The organism is Geodermatophilus sp. SYSU D00814, from assembly GCF_054050055.1.
Genome location: NZ_JBJGYP010000009.1, coordinates 76,119 through 95,889, shown reverse-complemented (window position 1 = coordinate 95,889; position 19,771 = coordinate 76,119). Strand labels below are relative to the sequence as shown.

Here is a 19,771-nt window from a genome sequence, read left to right as displayed (position 1 = left end):
CCTCCTGCCCGGAGGGCCCGCGATGCGCCGTCGCCCGTTCCCGCCGTCCACCGTCGCCGCGGTGGTGGCCGTCGTCGTCGCGGTGCTGTGCGGCTGCGGCGGCACCCCCGCCGATGCCGGCCCGACCGGGGACCCGGGGGTGCGGATCGCCTCCTACGACTTCCCCGAGAACCAGACGCTCGCCGAGGTGTACGCCGAGGCGCTGCGCCGGGCGGGCGTGGAGGTGACCGTGCAGCACGGGATCGGCCCGCGCGAGGTCGTCTTCCCGGCGCTGGAGCAGGGGGTGGTCGACCTCGTCGTCGACTACCTCGGCACCGCCTCGGACTTCGCCGAGTCCGGCTCCGGCTCGGTGCACGACGACCCGGCGCCGCTGCGCGAGGGCCTCGCACAGGAGCTCGCCCCGCGCGGGCTGACCGTGCTCGCCGCCGCGCGGGCCGAGGACCAGAACGGGTTCGTCGTCCTCACCCGCCTGGCCGAGCAGCACGGGACGACCACGCTGTCCCAGCTGGCCCCGCTGACCCGCGAGCTGGTCTTCGGCGGGCCGCCGGAGTGCACCGAGCGGCGGTTCTGCCTGCCGGGGCTGCGGGAGGTCTACGGCATCGAGTTCGCCGAGGTCCGCAGCATGCCGTCGCGCTCGGCCACGGTGGAGGCCCTGCTCAGCGGGCAGATCGACGTCGGCATGCTCGAGACCACCGACGCGCGGCTGACCGACGCCTCGCTGCTGCTGCTCCGTGACGACCGGTCGCTGCAGCCGCGGGAGAACGTGGTGCCGATCGTGCGCACCGCGGTGGTCGACGGGCGGCTGCGCGCGGCGCTCGACGCGGTGAGCGCGCAGCTGACCACGCTGGACCTGGTCGGGCTCAACCGCGCCGTCGCCGTCGACGGCGTCTCGCCGCGGGAGGCCGCGCAGCGCTGGTGGGTCGGCCGATGAGGGACCTCCCTGCCCCCCACCTGGAAGAACCCCGTCCCCCTCTCCCCTCGCACGCTCGGGGCGAGCCTCCGGACGGGGCCACCAGCAGCTAGGCGATGGCGCTGGTGCCGGTGATGGCGCGGCCGACGATGAGGCTGTTGACCTCGCGGGTGCCCTCGTAGGAGTAGATCGCCTCGGCGTCGGCGACGAACCGGCCGACGTGGTTCTCCAGCAGGATCCCGTTGCCGCCCATGAGCTCCCGGGCCCAGCCGACGGTCTCGCGCATCCGCATCGTCGAGTAGCCCTTGGCCATCGAGGCGTGCTCGTCCCTCAGCATGCCGCAGTCCTGCAGCTGCGAGGCCCGGGCGCACAGCGCCGCCGAGGCGGTGATGTTGCCGAGCATCCGGAACAGCAGGTCCTGCACCAGCTGGAAGGAGGTGATCGACCGGCCGAACTGGTCGCGCTCCATCGCGTAGCGCAGCGCGTGCTCGTAGGCGCCGCGCGAGCAGCCCACCGCCGACCACGCCACGCTCACCCGGGTGGCCCGCAGCACGTTGGCGGTGTCGCGGAAGCTGTTGGCGTTCTGCAGCCGGTTCTCCTCCGGCACCCGAACGCCGTCGAGGGTGATCAGTGCGTTCTGCACCGCGCGCAGCGCGATCTTGTCCTCGAGGTCGACGGCGCTGAACCCCGGCGTCGGCGTCTCGACGACGAAGCCGAGCACTCGGTCGGTCTCGACGTCGCGCGCCCAGATGACCACCAGGTCGGCGAAGCTGCCGTTGCCGATCCACTTCTTCTGCCCGTCGAGCACCCACTCGTCGCCGTCGCGGCGGGCCGTCGTCTGGATGCCGCGGGCCACGTCGGACCCGTGGTCGGGCTCGGTGAGGCCGAAGGCGCCGATCAGCTCCATCCGGGCCATCGCCGGCAGCCAGCGCTCCTTCTGCTCGTCGGAGGCGCACAGGTGCAGCGTGCCCATGGCCAGGCCGCCGTGGACGCCCATGAAGGTGGCCACCGACGGGTCACCGCGCCCCAGTTCCATCGACACCATGCCGTCGAAGAGCGAGGAGCGGCCGGGGCAGCCGTAGCCGGAGTACTGCGCGCCGGCGATGCCCAGCTCGGCGATCGCGGGGATCAGCTGCCGGGGGAACTGGGCGCGGGTCCAGTACTCGTTGATGATCGGCTCGACCTGCTCGTCCATGAACGCCCGGACGCGGTGCAGCGTCGCGCGGTCCTGCTCGTCGAGCAGGGCCTCGAGGTCGTAGAAGTCCGACGTGACGGTGGGCCGGTCGGCCATGGCACTGCCCTCCTCGCAGCGGGGACCGCGGTGTCCCGCGCGCTCGCCCTACCCCTCGCCGGGCCGGGCAACCGGTGTGCGCGGCGCCGCGTGGGGGCAGGTCCGGACGGCTCCGTCCGCACGACGCCCCGAGGAGGGTCCCCGTGCCCCGATCCATCGCCGACCAGACCGACGAGGAGCTGGGCGGCCCCGGCAGCGTGCTGGTGCGCCAGCGTGCCGACCACGTCGAGCTCGACCGGCTGCTGCACGACCTGCAGGGCACCGCCGGCCCGGCGCAGGAGGAGGTGCTCACCCGGATCGACCGGCTGGTGTTCAGCCACGCCTTCGCCGAGGAGACCGTCCTCTGGCCGGTGGTGCGCCGGGTGCTGCCCGACGGTGAGCAGCTCACCCTGCGCATCGAGGAGGAGCACCAGGAGGTCAACGAGCTCGTCGCCGCGCTCGAGGCCGGCGGGCCCGACGACCCGGCGCGCCCGGCCCGCCTCACCCGGCTGGCGGACGTGCTGCGCGAGGACGTCCGCGACGAGGAGGACGTGCTCCTCCCGCGCCTGCAGGAGCGCCTGGACGCCGCCGAGCTGCGCCGTCTCGGGCGGCGGTGGGCGCTGGTCCGGCGCATGTCGCCGACCCGGCCGCACCCGACGGTGTCCCGCCGTCCGCCGGGAAACGCGCTGTCGGGCCTGCCGCTGTCGCTGCTCGACCGCGGTCGCGACGTCGTCGACGCCGTCGTCCGGCGGGTGCCGGTGGTGGCCCCGGCCGGCCGGGTGGTCAGCCGGGGGCTGGCCGTGGCCGCCGCCCTGGTCGAGCGCACCCCGCCGGCCCGCAGCGGCGACCGGCCGCCCACCTCCCGCTGAGCACACGACGGAGGCCCCCTCCCCGGCCGGGGAGGGGGCCTCCGTCGTGTGCGGGGCCGCCCCCTAGTTGGTGTTGCGGGGCTTGGGCTCGGCGCGGGCGTCGAGCTGGATCTCCTTCTCCGCGCCCGGCACGCCCTCCTTGAGCTCCTTGGTCCGCTCCATCTCGGCGTCGAACTCGATGCCGAACAGCAGGGCCAGGTTGATCAGCCAGAACCAGATCAGGAAGACGACGACGCCGGCCAGCGCGCCGTAGGTCTTGTTGTAGCTGCCGAAGTTGGCCGCGTAGAAGGCGAAGGCGGCGGAGGCGAGGACCGCGACGAGGATCGCGACGCCGGCACCCGGGCTCACCCACTTGAAGCCGCGCAGCTTGACGTTCGGCGTCGAGTAGTACAGGACGGCGATCATCAGCGCCAGGATCACCAGGATCACCGGCCACTTGGCGACGTTCCACACGGTGAGGGCCGTGTCACCGATCCCGACGGCCGAGGCGATGGCCTCCACGACCCCGCCGCTGAGCACCAGCATGGCCACGATCACGGCGGCGAACAGGATGCCGATCAGGGTGACCAGCAGCTGCAGCGGCTTGAGCTTCCAGAACTTGCGGCCCTCGGGCGTCTCGTAGACGACGTTGGACGCGCGGGTGAAGGCGCCGACGTAGCCCGATGCCGACCAGACGGCGCCGGCGAGGCCGAGGACCAGGCCGAACCCGGCGGCGCTCTGGCTGCCCGCGACCTGCTCGATGACCGGGCCCAGCTGATCCGCGGCGCTGGCGGGGACGACGGTGGTCAGCGCGTCGGTGAGCTGCTGCGGGGTGGTGAGCAGCCCGACGATCGAGGTCAGCGCGATCAGCGCCGGGAACAGCGCGAGGACGCCGTAGTAGGTCAGCGACGCCGCCCAGTCGGTGAGGTTGTCCTCGCTGAACTCCGTCGCCGTGCGCTTGACCGTGCCGAAGAAGGTGGCCTTCCGGTCGGTCCCGCGCGGGGCGTTGTCGAAGCGCGTCGAGTTGATCTTGTCGTCGTGCGGCGCGGGGTCACCGGCGGAGTTGCCCGAGAAGCGCGTCGGCTTCGACGCCTCGGTGTTCGCGGCGCGGGAGCCGTGGGGGCGGGCCATCGTGGTCCTCCGGGGCAGGGAGCGGGTGGTTCGGGGTGATCGATTCCCCGGACGGTGCCGTTCCATGCACCGCGTGATCACGCCCGGCGCGTCGCGTGACCGCTCAGCGCAGCCCGGACACCGGCGACCACTCACCGGCGCAGGCCGTGGCCCGGCCGACGTCGGCGGTCCCGTCGGCGTCGTCCCGGTCCTCGCGCCGGGTGCGGGTCATCCCGGCCAGGCTGACCAGCGCCACCACCAGGGCGGCTCCCGCGCCCAGGAGGGACACCACGGTGAACGACGACGCCCGCGGGAAGCCGGTGGCCGGGTCGACCGCGGCGCCGAGCAGCGCGACGGTGACCGTGCTGCCGATCGCCTGGCCCACCGAGCGGGCGATGGAGTTCACCGCGTTGGCCACCCCGGTCTCACTCGGCCGCACCGCCGAGACCACCAGTGTCGGCAGCGCGGCGTAGGCCACCGTCACCCACGCCTGCGTGAGCAGGCCGGCGACGACGACCGCGGCCGGCTCGCCCCGCGCGACGGCGAGCACGAGGAAGCCGGCGACGCCGGCGAGGGACCCGCTGAGCAGGGTGAGCAGCGGCCCGACCCGGTCGACGACCCGGCCGGCGACCGGGGCGAGCGCGATGCCCAGCACACCGCCGGGCAGCAGGAAGACGACGGCCGCCTCGAGCACCGGCGCGCCGAACCCGTACCCGGCGGCCTCGGGCGGCGTCTGCACGTACTGCATGACGACGAGGAAGGAGACGAACAGGCCCACGCCCGTCGCCAGCCCGGCGAGGTTGGGCACCAGCATCCGCGGGTCGGCCAGCAGGGCCGGGCGCACCAGCGGGGCGGCGCGGTGGCGCTGGAACAGCACCCACCCGGTGAGGACGACCACGGCGCCGGCCGCGCACCCGAGCGTGGCCGGCGAGGTCCAGCCCCAGGCGTTGCCCTGCGAGACCGGGAGCAGCAGGAGCACCAGCCCGATCCCGAGCAGTCCGGCGCCGGCCCAGTCCACGCCGCCGGTCGCCGTCGCCGGGCGGCGGGGCAGCAGGGCGGCGGCGAGGGCGAGGGAGACGAGGGTGACGCCGAGGCCGACCCAGAACGGGCGGTGGTAGTCCCCGCCGTCACCGGTCAGCAGCCCGGCGGCCACCAGGCCGACGACCCCGCCGACGCCGAGGGTGCTGCTGACGATCGACATCGCCACGCTCAGCCGCTCGGGCGGGAGCTCGCGGCGCAGCAGGCTGATCGACAGCGGGAACAGGCCGTAGGAGGAGCCCTGCAGCACCCGGGCGACCAGCAGCAGCGGCAGCGAGCGGGTGACGATCGCCAGCAGGGTGCCGACGGCGACGGCGGTGAGGATGCCCAGGACGACCGGGCGCTCGCCGTGCACGTCGCCGAGCCGGCCGAGGACCGGGGTGAGCACGGCGGCGGCCAGCAGGTTCGCGGTGAGCACCCAGCCCGCCGCGGCGGGGGAGACGCCGAGCTGCTCGCCGATCGGGCCGAGGACGGGGACGACCAGGCTCTGCAGCAGCGACAGCGTCGTCACCCCGAGTGACAGGGTGAGGACCAGGAGCGCCGGACGCGTCGGGCGGGGAGGCGAGGCGGTGCCGGGCGGCGCGGCCTCGGCTCCGGCGGACACCCCCCGATGACACCATGCGGTCACCGCCCGCACCGTGCCGGGCCGTCGGGCTGCCCGGACGTGCAGTCGGTCACCGACGGTCAGGTGAACAGTGCGTGCCGACGATTGAGACGGCGATCGGCTGGGGACACAGTCCTCGACGAACGAGTCGCGGGAGTCCGCTCCCGGTGGCACGAGACGAGACGAGCAAGGGGACGTTCGAGATGGTTCTGTGGCCGGCAGTCGCCGTCGTCGGGTTCCTGGTCCTGACCGGACTGGTGATCGCGATGGGCGCCTCGACGACGGCACGCTACGAGCGCGAGCAGCGGGCTGCGGCCTCGGCCGGCGCCCGCCGGGAGAGCGCCGTGACCGGCGCCTCCGTCGAGCCGGTGGGGGTGGCCCAGGCGGCCTGACGCCCGCGAGACGCGACCGCGCCCCGCCGCTCCTGCCGAGGAGCAGCGGGGCGCGGTCGCGTCCGGGTGGTCAGAGGTGGGCGTCGGGGGTGTCGAGCACCGTGCGGTCCAGCGACTCCAGCAGGTCCAGCCAGGTGTGCACCTTCGGCAGCTCCCAGCGCTGGAAGTACCGGGCCGCGGCGCGCTTGCCCTCGTGGAAGTCGCTGGTCTCCTCCCGGGTGGCCAGCGCCTGCTCCAGCCACAGCCAGCCGACGACGGTGTGGCCGGCCGCGTCGAGGTAGGCGCTGGCGTTGGCCAGGGCCAGCGCCGCGTCGCCGGTGCCCCACAGGGTGCCGGTGACCGAGACCAGCCGGGTGAGCGCGGTGTCGACGTCGGCGGCGAGGTCGGCGAACGGCGTCCCGGCCGCCCGCGCCGTCGTCGCCCGGATCGTCTCGGCCAGCAGCGCGAGCCCGGCGCCGCCCTGCACGGTCACCTTGCGGCCGAGCAGGTCGAGGGCCTGGATGCCGTTGGTGCCCTCGTGGATCGGGTTGAGCCGGTTGTCCCGGTAGAACTGCTCGACCGGGTAGTCGCGGGTGTAGCCGTAGCCGCCGTGCACCTGGATGGCCAGGTCGTCGGCGACCGGGCCCCACTGCGAGGGCCACGCCTTGGCGATCGGGGTCAGCGTGTCCAGCAGCAGGTGGGCGCGGTCGCGCTCCTCCTGGCTCTCGGCGGTCCGCTCCTCGTCGACCAGCCGCGCGCAGTACAGGCCCAGCGCCAGCCCGCCCTGCGCGTAGCTCTTGGCGGCCAGCAGCATGCGGCGCACGTCGGGGTGGTCGACCAGCCGCACCATCGGCGACGACGGGTCGCGGCCGGTGGCGGGGCGGCCCTGGGTGCGGGTGCGGGCGTAGTCCAGCGCGTGCAGGTAGCCGGTGTAGCCGAGGACGGTCGCGCCCATCCCGACGCCGATCCGGGCCTCGTTCATCATGTGGAACATGTAGGACAGGCCCTTGTGGGGCTCCCCCACGAGGTACCCGACGGCGCCGGCCCGGCCGCCCGGGGTGTGCACGCCCTCGCCGAAGTTGAGCAGCGTGTTCGTCGTCCCGCGGTAGCCCATCTTGTGGTTGAGCCCGGCCAGGACGACGTCGTTGCGCTCGCCGATCGACCCGTCGTCGGCGACCAGGAACTTCGGGACCACGAACAGCGAGATGCCCTTCACCCCGGGCGGGCCGCCGGGGATCTTGGCCAGCACCAGGTGGACGATGTTCTCGGTCAGCTCGTGGTCTCCGGCCGAGATCCACATCTTGTTGCCGACGAGCCGGTACGTGCCGTCGTCCTGCGGCTCGGCGCGGGTGGTGATGTCGGCGAGCGAGGACCCGGCCTGCGGCTCCGACAGCGCCATAGTGCCGAACCAGCGGCCCTCGAGCATCGGCCGGACCCAGGTGTCCTTCTGCTCCTGCGAGCCGTGCGCGAGCAGCAGGCGGGCGTTGCCCATGGTCAGGAACGGGTAGCTCGACGTGCCGACGTTGGCCGCCTTGAACCAGGCGAAGGCCGCCTGTCCGACGGTCTGCGGCAGCTGCATGCCGCCGTACTCCTCGTCGAAGGTGCCGGCCATGATCCCCGACTCGACGAACACCGCCAGCGCCCGCGCGACCTCGGGGATCATCTCGACCCGCCCGTCGACGAACCGCGGCTCGTTCTCGTCGGCCGTCCGGTTGTGCGGCGCGAAGTGCTCGGTGGCGATCTGCTCGGCGAGCTCCATGACCGCGTCGAAGGTCTCGCGCGAGTGCTCGGCGAACCGCGGCCGCTTGGTCAGCGTCTCGACCTCCAGCCACTCGTGCAGGAGGAACTCCAGGTCGCGGCGGGACAGGATCAGCGAGGACACGGGAGCCTCCACGGGCGAGGACGGCGAGAGCCGGGCGCGCTGCCCGACCGGCCCACGATAGGCCGGGTCCCGCCCCGGGTAGCAGCACGCCTCGGACCTCGGGACGGCGGGCGGCGGCCCGGTCGATCACCGGCTCGTCGGCGCCAGCGTGTCGGTGATCACCGTCCGACGGCGTGCACTTCCGCGCAAGGGCACGATCCCGGGCACCGGACGTGCGAGCCGACGCCCGACGCCCGGAACGACGACGAGGCCCCTCCCGGTGCGGGGAGGGGCCTCGTCGTCGTGCGGGGTGTCAGCCGCGGTGCCGGCCGGCCGGCTCCGCGTCGCCGGGGCGCCCGGCCGGGGGAGCCGTCGACGTCGGCGCGGCCTCGCCCGCGGCCTGCACGGCCTGCGCGCCGGGGCCGGCGTCCGGGCCGGCGGTCTGCTGCGCGGCCTGCTGCGCGGCCTGCTGCGCCTGGATCCCCGACTGGGTGCGCAGCTCGAGCTGCGGGAGGAACCACAGGACGACGAAGCCGACCGCCACGACCGCGGCGGCGACCATGAACACCAGGTCGAGGGTGTTGGAGAAGCCGACGCGGAACGGCGTGACCAGCGCCGGGAAGGCGTCGATCGCGCTCGTGTCGGACAGCACCTGGTCGGCGCCGGCCTGCTGCAGCGCGGCCGCCTGCTGCGCCGCCTCGGGGCTGGTCTGGGCCGCCTGCCGGATCTGGTCGGGGATCTCCGTCCCGAGCCGGGTGAACAGGATCGACAGGAACGCCGCCGTCCCGATCGTGCCGCCCATCTGCCGGAAGAACGTCACCGACGAGGTGGCGACGCCGATCTCCCGCGGCGACACCGCGTTCTGCACCGCGAGGATGACCGGCTGCATGTTGAAGCCGAGGCCCACGCCGAGCAGCAGCATGAAGGGCGCCAGCGTCCAGATCGAGGTGTCGGCCCCGACCACGAGGGACAGCGCGACGAGCGCGACGACCATGAGGACGACGCCGACGAGCGGGAAGACCTTGTACCTGCCGGTCCGCGCGATCGTCTGACCGGAGGTCATGGCGCCGGTCATGATGCCCAGCACGAGCGGCAGCATCTGCAGGCCCGCGACCGTCGGGCTCGAGCCGTGGACGACCTGCAGGTACTGCGGGAGCAGCAGGATGCCGCCGAACATGCCGGCACCGAGCACGATGCTCGACGCGCTGCTCACCGAGAACGTGCGGTTGGCGAACATCCGCAGCGGCAGGATCGCGTCGTCGCGGTAGGCCCGCTCGGCCAGGACGAACGCGGCCAGGCCGACCGCGCCGATGGCGTAGCAGCTCAGCGCCCGGCCCGAGGTCCACCCCCACAGGCGGCCCTGCTCGGCCACGATGAGCAGCGGCACGAGGAACGTGACCAGCGCCAGCGCGCCCGGCCAGTCGATGCGGTGGTCGCGCCGCTGGTGCGGCAGGTGCAGGACCCGCACGACCACGGCGAAGGCCGCGACGGCGAGCGGCACGTTGACCCAGAAGATCCACCGCCACCCGGTGAGGCCGAGGATCGACCCCTGCCCGGCGAGGAACCCGCCGATGACCGGGCCGAGCACGCTCGAGGTGCCCCACACCGCCATGAAGTAGCCCTGGTACTTCGAGCGCTCCCGGGGCGGGACGACGTCGGCGATGATGGCCAGCGCCAGCGACATCAGGCCGCCGGCGCCGATGCCCTGGACGGCGCGGTAGGCGGCCAGCTGGTACATCGAGTCGGCGATGCCGCAGAGGGCCGAGCCAATCGCGAACACGGCGATCGCGAACAGGTAGAAGGGCCGCCGGCCGTAGATGTCGGAGAGCTTGCCGTAGAGCGGCGTGGCGATCGTCGAGGTGATGAGGAACGCCGTCGTCGCCCAGGCCTGCAGGTCGTAGCCCTGCAGGTCGTCGGCGATGGTGCGGATGGCCGTCGAGACCACGGTCTGGTCGAGCGCGGCCAGGAACATGCCGAGCATGAGGCCGGACAGGATCGTGAGGATCTGCCGGTGGGTGAAGGCGCCGGAGGCGTCCGGTGCGGCCGCGGCGCGGGCGCCGCCGGGCCCGCCGGCCCGGCGGGCGGTGGTCTGGCTCATGACTGCTCTCTCGGGACGGGAGGTGCGGAGGGGGAGCGGGGATCGGACGGCAACGCTGCCGTGAGGTCGTCGAGCAGGCGCCCGAACAGCCCGGTGAGGGTGGCGAGGTCGGTGTCGGACCAGTCGGCGAGCATCGTGCCGAGCTGGGCGGCGCGCTCCTCGGCCAGCCGCTCCACGGCCGCGTGCCCGGCGTCGGTGACGACGAGCAGGGAGGCGCGGCCGTCGTTCTCGTCGGCCACCCGCTGCACCAGCCCCTGCTCGACGAGCGAGGCGACGTGCCGGCTGACCGTGGAGGGGTCGGCGTGCACGACCTCGGCCAGGGCGCTCTGGCGCAGCGGCCCGAGGCGGGTGAGCGGGAAGAGCAGCACCAGCGCCGCGCGCTCGCGCCCGTCGATCGCGGACGGGAGCGACTTGAAGGCGTGGACCAGCCGGATGAGGCGGGGGAACTGCTCGGCGAGCCGGCGGACCTCGGCCGCCCGACGAGGGGCGGTGGTCCCGACGGCGGCCGGCGGGGAAGCGGGCACGGGGAGCTCCGGGCAGGAGGAGGGCTGTACGTGCACCGTACAAGCCGTTGCGCCGTGCATGCAACCAGTTGCACGGTGCACGCGGTCAGGTCGGACGGCGTGGAGAGCCGGGTACCCGGTGGCGCGGACGGCGGAACAGGGACGCGCCCGCCGCCGTTGTCCTCCCTGGCCCCGGACGCCGCACGGCGCGGGCCTTCCCGATGCCATCCTGGCGGCGGAGCGGTCCCGCTCCCCGCCCCCTGGAAGGAAGCCGAGCACCGCCGTGACCGCGACCCTCCCGGACCTCCGGTCCCGGCTGGCCGCGCTGACCCTCGAGGACGAGCACCGGCTGGGCCGCCGTCTCGAGGGGCTGCGCCGCACCCGCGACGAGGCCGCGCGCGCCCGGGCGCTGGAGCGGATCGCCGCCGACGTCGCGGCCGCCGAGGGTCGCGTCGCCCGCAGGCGGGCCGCCGTCCCCGCGGTCACCTACCCCGAGGCGCTGCCGGTCAGCGCGCGCCGCGACGACATCGCCGCCGCGCTGCGCGAGCACCAGGTGGTCGTCGTCGCCGGGGAGACCGGCTCGGGCAAGACCACCCAGCTGCCCAAGATCGCCCTGGAGCTCGGCCGCGGCGTCCGCGGCCGGATCGGGCACACCCAGCCCCGGCGGATCGCCGCCCGCACGGTGGCCGAGCGCATCGCGGAGGAGCTCGACACCCCTCTGGGCGGGGCAGTGGGCTGGAAGGTCCGCTTCACCGACCAGGTCGGCGACGGCACGCTGGTCAAGCTCATGACCGACGGCGTGCTGCTGGCCGAGATCGCGCACGACCGGCTGCTGCGCCAGTACGACACGATCATCGTCGACGAGGCGCACGAGCGGAGCCTCACCATCGACTTCCTGCTGGGCTACCTCGCCCAGCTGCTGCCGCAGCGGCCCGACCTCAAGGTCGTCATCACCTCGGCCACGATCGACGTCGACCGGATCGCCAAGCACTTCGGTGTCGACGGCGCCGAGGTCCCCGTCGTCGAGGTCAGCGGCCGCACCTACCCGGTCGAGATCCGCTACCGGCCGGTGGTCGACCCCGACGACCCGGACGCCGACCCCGACCGCGACCAGGTCACCGCGATCGGGGACGCGGTCGAGGAGCTGGCGGCGGAGGGCCCCGGCGACGTGCTGGTCTTCCTGGCCGGCGAGCGGGAGATCCGCGACGCCGCCGACGGCCTCACCGAGCGCTTCCCCGGCGTCGAGGTGCTGCCGCTCTACTCCCGGCTGTCGACCGCCGACCAGCACCGCGTCTTCCAGCCGCACACCGGGCGGCGCATCGTGCTGGCCACCAACGTCGCCGAGACGTCGCTGACCGTGCCGGGCATCCGCTACGTCGTCGACCCCGGCACCGCCCGCATCTCCCGCTACAGCGCGCGGACCAAGGTGCAGCGGCTGCCGATCGAGCCGATCAGCCAGGCCTCGGCGCGGCAGCGCTCGGGCCGCTGCGGCCGCGTGGCCGAGGGCGTCGCGATCCGGCTCTACACCGAGGACGACTTCGACGCCCGCCCGGAGTACACCGACCCGGAGATCCTGCGGACCAGCCTGGCCGCGGTGCTGCTGCAGATGGCGGCGCTCGACCTCGGCGCGGTCGAGGACTTCCCGTTCGTCGACCCGCCCGACCGCCGCGCCGTCGCCGACGGCCGTGCCCTGCTCGACGAGCTCGGGGCGCTGCAGGACGGGCGGCTCACCGACACCGGACGGGCGCTCGCGCAGCTCCCGCTCGACCCGCGGCTGGGCCGCATGGTGGTCGAGGCCGACCGCCGCGGCGTGCTGGAGGAGGTGCTGGTCATCGCCGCGGGCCTGACCATCCAGGACCCGCGCGAGCGCCCCGCCGAGCACCAGCAGGCCGCCGACCAGGCGCACGCCCGGTTCGCCGACGAGCACTCCGACTTCCTCACGCTGCTCAACCTCTGGCGGTACCTGACCGAGCAGCAGGACGCGCTCTCGGGCAGTGCCTTCCGCCGCACCGTCAAGCGCGAGTTCCTCCACTACCTGCGCATCCGCGAGTGGCAGGACCTGCACGGCCAGCTGCGCGGCACCGCCCGGCGGCTGGGCATGACCGTCGGCGACCTCGCCGCCGAGCCCGACGAGCGCGGCATCTCCGTCTCGCTGCTCGCCGGTCTGCTGTCCCAGGTCGGCCTGCAGCTCGAGGGACCGTCGGGGCGGCGGGGTGGGCAGGAAGCACAGCGACGGGACGGCGACCGGCGCCGGGGCGGGCGGGAGTACCTCGGCGCCCGCGGGGCCCGCTTCGTCATCGCGCCCGGCACCCCCCTGGCGAAGAAGCCGCCGCGGTGGGTGGTCGCCGCCGAGCTGGTGGAGACCAGCCGGCTGTTCGCCCGCACCGTGGCCCGCGTCGACCCCGACGACGTCGAGCGGCTGGCCGGGCACCTCGTGACGCGCGAGTACTCCGAGCCGCGGTGGGACGCCAAGCGGGGCTCGGTCGTGGCCAGCGAGCGGGTCACCCTCTACGGCATCCCGCTCGTCGTCGGCCGGCGGGTGCAGTACGGCTCCATCGACCCGGTCGTGTCCCGCGAGCTGTTCATCCGGCACGCGCTGGTGCAGGGCGAGTGGACGACGCACCACCGCTTCTGGGCGGAAAACCAGCGCGCGCTGGAGCGGGTGGCCGAGCTGGAGGAGCGGGCCCGCCGCCGGGACATCCGCGTCGACGACGAGACGCTGTTCGAGCTCTACGACGCGCGGGTCCCGGCCGACGTCGTCTCCACCCGGCACTTCGACCGCTGGTGGAAGCGGGCGCGGCACGAGACGCCGGACCTGCTCACCCTCACGCCGGAGGTGCTCACCAACGCGGCCGCGGCCGGGCAGCTGCGGGTCGAGGACTTCCCCGACGAGGTGCCCCTGACCCAGGGCCTCACCCTGCCCCTGTCCTACGCCTTCGCCCCCGGGACGCCGCAGGACGGCGTGACCGTCGACGTCCCCCTGGCCGTGCTCGACACCGTCACGGAGCAGACGTCGGGGGAGTCGCTGGCCTTCACCGTGCCCGGCCTGCGCGAGGAGCTGGTGACCGCGCTGCTGCGGACGCTGCCCAAGCAGCTGCGCCGCGCGCTGGTGCCCATCCCCGACCGGGTCCGCGAGGTGCTGCCGCGCATCGCGCCGACCGAGCCGCTGCTGCCGGCGCTCGAGCGGGAGCTGCGGCGGTCGGCGGGCGTCGTCGTCCCGCCGGACGCCTGGCAGCCGGCCCAGGTGCCCGACCACCTGCGGGCGACCTTCCGCGTGCTGGACGACGCCGGCCGCGCGCTGGCGACGGGCAAGGAGCTGCCGCGGCTGCGCGCCCAGGTGGCGCCGCAGGCCCGGGCCAGCCTGGCCCGCGCGGCCTCCGACCTGGAGCGCACCGGGCTGACCGCCTGGACGATCGGGGAGCTGCCCCGCACCGTCGAGGTCCGGCGCGGCGGGCACGTGGTCACCGCCTTCCCGGCGCTGGTCGACGAGGGCGCCACCGCCGGCGTCCGGGTGGTGGCCACCGAGGCCGAGGCCACCCGGCTGACCTGGCGGGGCGCACGCCGGCTGCTGGTGCTGGTGGCCGGCTCGCCGACCCGGCAGGTGGTCAAGGGCATGTCGCCGAGCACCCGGCTCTCGCTGCAGTTCAACCCCGACGGCGAGATCCCCGCGCTGGTCGACGACTGCGTCGACGCCGCGGCCGACGAGCTGGTCGCCGCCGCCGGTGGGCCGCCGCGCGACGAGGCCGCCTTCACCGCGCTGGTCGCCACGGCCCGCCAGCAGCTGCTGCCGCTCACGCAGGACGCCGTCCGGCGCGTGGAGGCGGTGCTGACCCAGGCCCGCGAGGTCGCCGTCGCGATCGGCGCCGCGCCGGGACGCCGGGTGCCCGACGCGGCGATCGCCGACCTGCGCCGCCAGATGGGCGGCCTGCTGCACCGCGGCTTCGTGGCCGACGCCGGCCGCCGCCGGCTGCCCGACCTGGTGCGCTACCTGCGGGCGATGGCCCACCGGCTGGAGAAGCTGCCGGCCAACGCCGCGCGCGACGCGCTGTGGATGGACCAGGTCGCCGCGGTCACGGCCGAGTACGAGCAGCTGCGCCGGCAGGTGCCGCCCACCGGGGCTCCCGACGACCCGGTCGCGCGGATCCGCTGGATGCTCGAGGAGCTGCGGGTGGGGCTGTTCGCGCAGCAGATCGGCACGCCGCGCCCGGTGTCCGAGCAGCGGCTCTACAAGGCCATCGACGCCCTGATCGCCTGAGGCCCCGGCGGGTCACTCGCGCAGCAGGGCGGAGATGCGCTGGCGGGTCACGCCGTAGAGGGCGGCGATCCGGTTGATGCTCACCCGCTCGTCCTGCAGCGCGCGGGCCTGCGCCCGGCGCCACGCCGAGCCGGCGCCGGCCAGCCCGGACAGCACCGTGCTGACCCGCTCGACGACGAGCGGGCGGGTCTCGGCCGTGACGATGTCGAGCCACGACCGGCCCGCCCGCCGCTCGGAGAGCAGCAGCTCGGCGCGCGTGCGCGCCTCCTGCAGCTCGGCGGCGCAGCGGTCGATCGCGCGCACGAGGTCCTCGAGGGCCCGCAGGGCGGTGTCCTCCGCGGCCCCGGGATCACCGACCGGCTCGTCCGGTGCCGGCTGCGGTCCTGCCGTCACGGGTCGTCCTCCCCGTCTCCGCCGGCGGTCGGCTCCCGCCGGGTCGGTTGCACGCTATCTTGTTGAACCCCTCGTTGCACGCAGTGCCCGTGGCACGCAACGTCCCCTTCCGGCGCAAGCGGTCGTTGCGACCCGTCCGCCGACCTGTCAGGCTCGGGCCGCTTCAGTCGTGCACAACGCATCAGGGCCCCCGGTGCCCGGCCCAGGGAGACCTCGATGTCGACACTCACCGCGCGGGTGGACCTCCCACCCTCGGCGCGCAGCGTCCCGGTGGCCCGGCACCTCGCCCGCGAGGTGCTGCTCGCCTGGGACGCACCCCAGGACGGCGCGGACGTGGAGCTGCTCGTCACCGAGCTGGTGGCCAACGTCGTCGACCACGTGGGCGGGGAGAGCGTGCTGTCCCTGGAGCTCGAGTACTCCGACGGTTGGCTGCGCATCGCCGTCGCCGACGGCAGCGCCGTGCGCCCGGTCGTCGGCGAGCTGCGCGGCGACCAGCCCCGCGGCCGGGGCATGCAGATCGTCGACGCCATCGCCGACGACTGGGGCGTCGAGGACGTCGACGGCGGCAAGCGGGTGTGGTTCTCCCTGCAGCCCGGGCAGGGCTGAGACCGGCGCCGCGTTTCGCGCGCGGGCGCACCGGGGAGGGCCCGGGGGACCGATGCCGCCCGACGGAGGAGACGCGATGAGCGAGCCCAGCAGCCACACCGAGGCCGCCGGCGAGGGCCTGTCCGACGAGGAGATGGCGCAGACCGTCGCCGACCAGACCGACAGCGCCTCGGGGCACGCCTACCAGGCCGGCAAGGACTGGGACGGCGACGCGAGCCAGGCCCCGGCGCCGCCGGACGCCGACAGCCAGCAGTAGGACGGGGCGGCCCCGGCCCTCCGGCCGGGGTCCCCCACCGCCGCCCGGCGCGCGCCGGGCACCCGACGGCCGGAGCCGGCGGTCGGGACCGACGCTCGGATCGGAACGCCATCAACCCCCACAGCAGCACCTCCTCCGCCGGGGAGCCTCCCCGGTGACCGGGACCCCCGACCCGCGGGCCGGCCGTCCCCGGCACGTCCTGGTGACCGGCGGCAGCGGCAAGCTCGGCCGCGCGGTCGTCGAGCTGCTCGTGCAGCGCGGTCACCGGGTGTCGGTCGTGGACCTCGTGCACCCCGGCCGCTCCGACGTCGCCTGGACCCGGGCCGACCTCACCGACTACGGCCAGGCCGTCGGCGTGCTGACCGGGGTCGACGACCGGTGGCCGGCCCCGGACGCGGTCGTCCACCTGGCGGCGCTCCCCGCCCCGGGCCTGCGGCCCGACGCGACGCTGTTCGCGGCGAACGTGACGACGACGTACAACGTCTTCGCCGCCGCCCGCGTCGCCGGCATCGACACCGTGGTGTGGGCCTCCAGCGAGACGGTGCTGGGACTGCCGTTCGACACCCCGCCGCCCTACCTGCCCCTCGACGAGGGCTGCGGGCCGACCCCCAACTCGTCCTACTCGCTGTCGAAGACGCTGGAGGAGGAGATGGCGCGGCAGTTCGCCCGGTGGCGGCCGGAGCTGTCGATCACCGGGCTGCGCTTCTCCAACGTCATGGACCCCGCCGACTACGCGGAGTTCCCCTCCTTCGACGCCGACCCGGCGCTGCGGCGGTGGAACGCGTGGTCCTACATCGACGCGCGGGACGGCGCCGGTGCGGTGCTGGCCGCGCTGGACCACCCCGGCCGCGGCGCGGAGGTCTTCGTCATCGCCAACGCCGACACCGTCATGAGCCGGCCCAGCGCCGAGCTCGCCGCCGAGCAGTTCCCCGGCGTCCCGGTGCGCGGCCCGGTGGAGGGCACCCAGGCCCTGATGAGCAGCGAGCGCGCCCGGCGGGTGCTCGGCTGGACGCCGGTGCACAGCTGGCGCGACGAGGTGGACGGCTCCCCAGCCGGCACGTGAGGTGCTGGAACGGCCCCCGTGCAGGGCCCCGCCGCGAGCGTGCGAGCGGCGGGGGGCGCGGGGGTCCCTCTAGTGGGGGACGAGCATCCCGGCGCCGACGGTGGCGTTGGTGGCCTCGTCGACCAGGATGAACCGGCCGGTGGCCCGGTTGTGCGTGTAGTCGTCGACGAACAGCGGCTGGGTGGTGCGCAGCCGCACCCGGCCGATGTCGTTGAGGCCGAGCTCGCCGGCCTCCTCCTCGTGCTCGAGGGTGTTGACGTCGAGCCGGTGGACGACCTCCTTGACCACCGCCCGCACGCTGCGGGTGGTGTGCTTGACCGCCAGCCGCTGCCGCGGCTGCAGCGGCGCGTCGGCCATCCAGCAGACCAGTGCGTCGAGGTCCTGGGTCACCTCGGGTGCGCCCTGCGGCGCGCAGAGCAGGTCGCCGCGGGAGACGTCGAGGTCGTCGGCCAGCCGCACGGTGACCGCCATGGGCGGGAAGGCGGCGTCCACCGGGCCGCGGGGGCCGTCGATGGCCGCGACCGTCGTCGTCCGGCCGCCGGGCAGCACCTGCACCTCGTCGCCGGGGCGCAGCACGCCGCTGGCCACCGTGCCGGCGTAGCCGCGGTAGTCGTGGAAGGCGTCCGACTGCGGCCGGATCACGTACTGGACGGGGAAGCGGACGTCGGTGAGGTTGCGGTCGCCGGCCACCTCCACCGACTCCAGGTGCTCCAGCAGCGCCGGGCCGCCGAACCAGGGCGCGGCGTCGGAGCGGGTGACGACGTTGTCCCCGCGCAGCGCCGAGATCGGCACGACGGTCAGGTCGGGGACGTCGAGCCGAGCGGCGAAGGCGCGGAACTCGTCGCGGATCGCCTCGAAGGCCTCCTGCGACCACCCGACCAGGTCCATCTTGTTGACGGCGACCACCAGGTGCGGCACCCGCAGCAGCGCCGCGAGGTAGGCGTGCCGCCGGCTCTGCTCCTGGATGCCCTTGCGGGCGTCGACCAGCACGATCGCCAGGTCCGCCGTCGAGGCGCCGGTGACCGTGTTGCGGGTGTACTGCACGTGCCCGGGGGTGTCGGCGAGGATGAACGTGCGCCGCGGGGTGCTGAAGTAGCGGTAGGCGACGTCGATGGTGATGCCCTGCTCCCGCTCGGCGCGCAGGCCGTCGGTGAGCAGCGCGAGATCGACGTAGTCGCCGCGGCTGGCCCGCTCGATCGCCGCGTACTGGTCCTCGAAGACGGCCTTGCTGTCGTAGAGCAGCCGGCCGATCAGGGTGCTCTTGCCGTCGTCGACCGAGCCGGCGGTGGCGATGCGGAGGATGTCCCGGCGCGCCGTCGCGATCTCGGCCGCCTGCTCGGCGGCGGCGGAGTGGACGTCGACGACGGACTGCTCGGACATGCGCTCCATCTTCCCCAGCGGTCCGCGGTCGGCGGCGCGCGGGGCCGTCGTCGGGGACGCTGGTGGCGGCGGGGTCACCGACCCCCCGGGGAGGAGCGGCGGTGGGCGGGCTCGTGTTCCTCGTGCCGGTGCTGCTGGTCGTGGTGGCCGGGTACTCGGTCGGTTACGTCGTGGCCGAGGCGCTCGGCGTCGGTGCGCCGGAGGCGGTGGGCTGGCCGGCCGGGCTGCTGCTGCTCGCGGTCACCGTCGTCGTCCTGCTGCGCTACCGGCGCCGGCGCCGGCGGCTCAGAAGTAGCCCTCCTTCTTCCGGTCCTCCATCGCCGCGTCGCTGACCCGGTCGTCGCCGCGGGTGGCGCCGCGCTCGGTCATGCGGGTCACGGCGATCTCGGCGATGACCTCCTCGACCGTCGTGGCCTCCGAGCGCACCGCGGCGGTGAGGTTGGCGTCGCCCACGGTCCGGTAGCGGACGGTGGCCCGGGAGACCGGCTCGCCCGCGCGGGGGCGGACGAACTCGTTGACGGCGTAGAGCATCCCCTGCCGCTCGACGACCTCCCGTTCCCGCGCGAGGTACAGCGGCGGGATGGCGATGGACTCGCGCGCGATGTACTGCCAGACGTCGAGCTCGGTCCAGTTCGACAGCGGGAAGACGCGGATCGACTCACCGAGGTGGATCCGGCCGTTGTAGAGGTCCCACAGCTCCGGCCGCTGGTTCTTCGGGTCCCACTGGCCGAACTCGTCGCGGAAGGAGAACACCCGCTCCTTGGCGCGGGCCTTGTCCTCGTCGCGGCGGGCCCCGCCGAACAGCGCGGTGAAGCCGTGCTCCTCGACCGCCTCGAGCAGCACCGGCGTCTGGATCCGGTTGCGCGAGCCGTTGGGCTCCTCGCGCACCAGGCCGCGGGCCATCGCGTCGGGCACCGAGGCGACGACGAGCTCGACGCCCAGCTCGGCCACCCGCCGGTCGCGGAACTCGAGGACCTCGGGGAAGTTCAGGCCGGTGTCGACGTGCATCACCGGGAACGGGATGCGGGCCGGCGCGAACGCCTTGCGGGCCAGCTCGAGCATGACGATCGAGTCCTTGCCGCCGGAGAACAGCAGCACCGGGCGCTCGAGCTCGGCGGCCACCTCGCGGATGACGTGGATGGACTCGGCCTCGAGCGTCTGCAGCTGGGTCAGCCGGTGGTCGGTCGTCAGCGTCACCCCGCCAG

The 19,771-nt window shown here is 74.6% G+C and carries 17 protein-coding genes; 8 read left to right on the top strand and 9 right to left on the bottom strand.

The features are described 5' to 3' along the window. Positions 1-22 precede the first annotated feature (22 nt). Positions 23-931 (top strand): ABC transporter substrate-binding protein, encoded by a 909-nt coding sequence (locus ACI780_RS08970; RefSeq protein ID WP_456869376.1) that lies wholly within the window; start codon positions 23-25, stop codon positions 929-931. Between the two features lie 88 nt (positions 932-1,019). Here ACI780_RS08970 and ACI780_RS08965 read toward each other — a convergent pair whose 3' ends face one another. After that, complete coding sequence (locus tag ACI780_RS08965; protein ID WP_456869375.1) at positions 1,020-2,201, bottom strand: acyl-CoA dehydrogenase family protein; 1,182 nt, start codon at positions 2,199-2,201, stop codon at positions 1,020-1,022. A 143-nt stretch (positions 2,202-2,344) separates the two neighbouring features. On the opposite strand from ACI780_RS08965, the gene ACI780_RS08960 reads away from it, so the two are divergent. Next, positions 2,345-3,049 carry a hemerythrin domain-containing protein gene (locus ACI780_RS08960; protein WP_457002284.1) on the top strand — a complete coding sequence of 235 codons (705 nt, stop codon included), beginning with the start codon at positions 2,345-2,347 and terminating at the stop codon, positions 3,047-3,049. A gap of 63 nt (positions 3,050-3,112) precedes the next feature. On the opposite strand, the gene ACI780_RS08955 is transcribed toward ACI780_RS08960, so the two are convergent. Both ACI780_RS08955 and ACI780_RS08950 read right to left on the bottom strand, forming a co-directional pair. After that, positions 3,113-4,159, bottom strand: coding sequence for a YihY/virulence factor BrkB family protein (locus ACI780_RS08955; RefSeq protein ID WP_457002282.1), 1,047 nt, complete (start codon positions 4,157-4,159; stop codon positions 3,113-3,115). Between the two features lie 103 nt (positions 4,160-4,262). Further along, positions 4,263-5,687 carry an MFS transporter gene (locus ACI780_RS08950; RefSeq protein WP_457002280.1) on the bottom strand — a complete coding sequence of 475 codons (1,425 nt, stop codon included), beginning with the start codon at positions 5,685-5,687 and terminating at the stop codon, positions 4,263-4,265. Positions 5,688-5,947: 260 nt separating this feature from the next. Between ACI780_RS08950 and ACI780_RS08945 the strand changes: the two genes are divergently transcribed. Beyond that, on the top strand, positions 5,948-6,172 hold the full coding sequence (locus ACI780_RS08945; RefSeq protein ID WP_457002278.1) for a hypothetical protein: 225 nt from the start codon (positions 5,948-5,950) through the stop codon (positions 6,170-6,172). 70 nt (positions 6,173-6,242) lie between these two features. Here ACI780_RS08945 and ACI780_RS08940 read toward each other — a convergent pair whose 3' ends face one another. The 3 genes from ACI780_RS08940 to ACI780_RS08930 form a co-directional block, all read right to left on the bottom strand. Then, positions 6,243-8,033 carry an acyl-CoA dehydrogenase gene (locus tag ACI780_RS08940; protein ID WP_456869370.1) on the bottom strand — a complete coding sequence of 597 codons (1,791 nt, stop codon included), beginning with the start codon at positions 8,031-8,033 and terminating at the stop codon, positions 6,243-6,245. A gap of 292 nt (positions 8,034-8,325) precedes the next feature. Beyond that, positions 8,326-10,110, bottom strand: coding sequence for an MDR family MFS transporter (locus ACI780_RS08935; protein ID WP_457002275.1), 1,785 nt, complete (start codon positions 10,108-10,110; stop codon positions 8,326-8,328). Further along, positions 10,107-10,634, bottom strand: a complete 528-nt coding sequence (locus tag ACI780_RS08930) for a MarR family winged helix-turn-helix transcriptional regulator (RefSeq protein ID WP_456869368.1) — start codon at positions 10,632-10,634, stop codon at positions 10,107-10,109. Before ACI780_RS08930 ends, ACI780_RS08935 begins: the two co-directional genes overlap by 4 nt. Before the next feature lie 262 nt (positions 10,635-10,896). Here ACI780_RS08930 and hrpA point away from each other — a divergent pair, with 262 nt between their 5' ends. After that, complete coding sequence (gene hrpA / locus ACI780_RS08925; protein WP_457002273.1) at positions 10,897-14,868, top strand: ATP-dependent RNA helicase HrpA; 3,972 nt, start codon at positions 10,897-10,899, stop codon at positions 14,866-14,868. A 12-nt stretch (positions 14,869-14,880) separates the two neighbouring features. On the opposite strand, the gene ACI780_RS08920 is transcribed toward hrpA, so the two are convergent. After that, positions 14,881-15,261: a hypothetical protein gene (locus ACI780_RS08920; RefSeq protein ID WP_456869366.1), complete on the bottom strand. Its 381-nt coding sequence runs from the start codon at positions 15,259-15,261 to the stop codon at positions 14,881-14,883. A 216-nt stretch (positions 15,262-15,477) separates the two neighbouring features. Between ACI780_RS08920 and ACI780_RS08915 the strand changes: the two genes are divergently transcribed. The 3 genes from ACI780_RS08915 to ACI780_RS08905 all read left to right on the top strand — a co-directional run bounded on the left by ACI780_RS08915 (position 15,478) and on the right by ACI780_RS08905 (position 17,186). Beyond that, positions 15,478-15,867: an ATP-binding protein gene (locus ACI780_RS08915; protein WP_457002271.1), complete on the top strand. Its 390-nt coding sequence runs from the start codon at positions 15,478-15,480 to the stop codon at positions 15,865-15,867. Positions 15,868-15,943: 76 nt separating this feature from the next. Beyond that, the gene (locus ACI780_RS08910; protein WP_456869364.1) at positions 15,944-16,123 is read left to right on the top strand and encodes a hypothetical protein; all 180 of its coding nucleotides are present in this window, start codon (positions 15,944-15,946) and stop codon (positions 16,121-16,123) included. A 250-nt stretch (positions 16,124-16,373) separates the two neighbouring features. Further along, the gene (locus ACI780_RS08905) at positions 16,374-17,186 is read left to right on the top strand and encodes an NAD-dependent epimerase/dehydratase family protein (RefSeq protein WP_457002402.1); all 813 of its coding nucleotides are present in this window, start codon (positions 16,374-16,376) and stop codon (positions 17,184-17,186) included. Positions 17,187-17,255: 69 nt separating this feature from the next. Here ACI780_RS08905 and ACI780_RS08900 read toward each other — a convergent pair whose 3' ends face one another. Beyond that, positions 17,256-18,566 carry a sulfate adenylyltransferase subunit 1 gene (locus tag ACI780_RS08900; protein ID WP_457002269.1) on the bottom strand — a complete coding sequence of 437 codons (1,311 nt, stop codon included), beginning with the start codon at positions 18,564-18,566 and terminating at the stop codon, positions 17,256-17,258. Positions 18,567-18,667: 101 nt separating this feature from the next. Here ACI780_RS08900 and ACI780_RS08895 point away from each other — a divergent pair, with 101 nt between their 5' ends. Further along, positions 18,668-18,898, top strand: coding sequence for a hypothetical protein (locus ACI780_RS08895; protein ID WP_089401987.1), 231 nt, complete (start codon positions 18,668-18,670; stop codon positions 18,896-18,898). Here the strand turns inward: ACI780_RS08895 and cysD are convergent. Next, the gene (cysD, locus tag ACI780_RS08890) at positions 18,852-19,763 is read right to left on the bottom strand and encodes a sulfate adenylyltransferase subunit CysD (protein WP_457002267.1); all 912 of its coding nucleotides are present in this window, start codon (positions 19,761-19,763) and stop codon (positions 18,852-18,854) included. The two genes, ACI780_RS08895 and cysD, sit on opposite strands and share 47 nt — an antisense overlap. Positions 19,764-19,771: the final 8 nt, after the last annotated feature.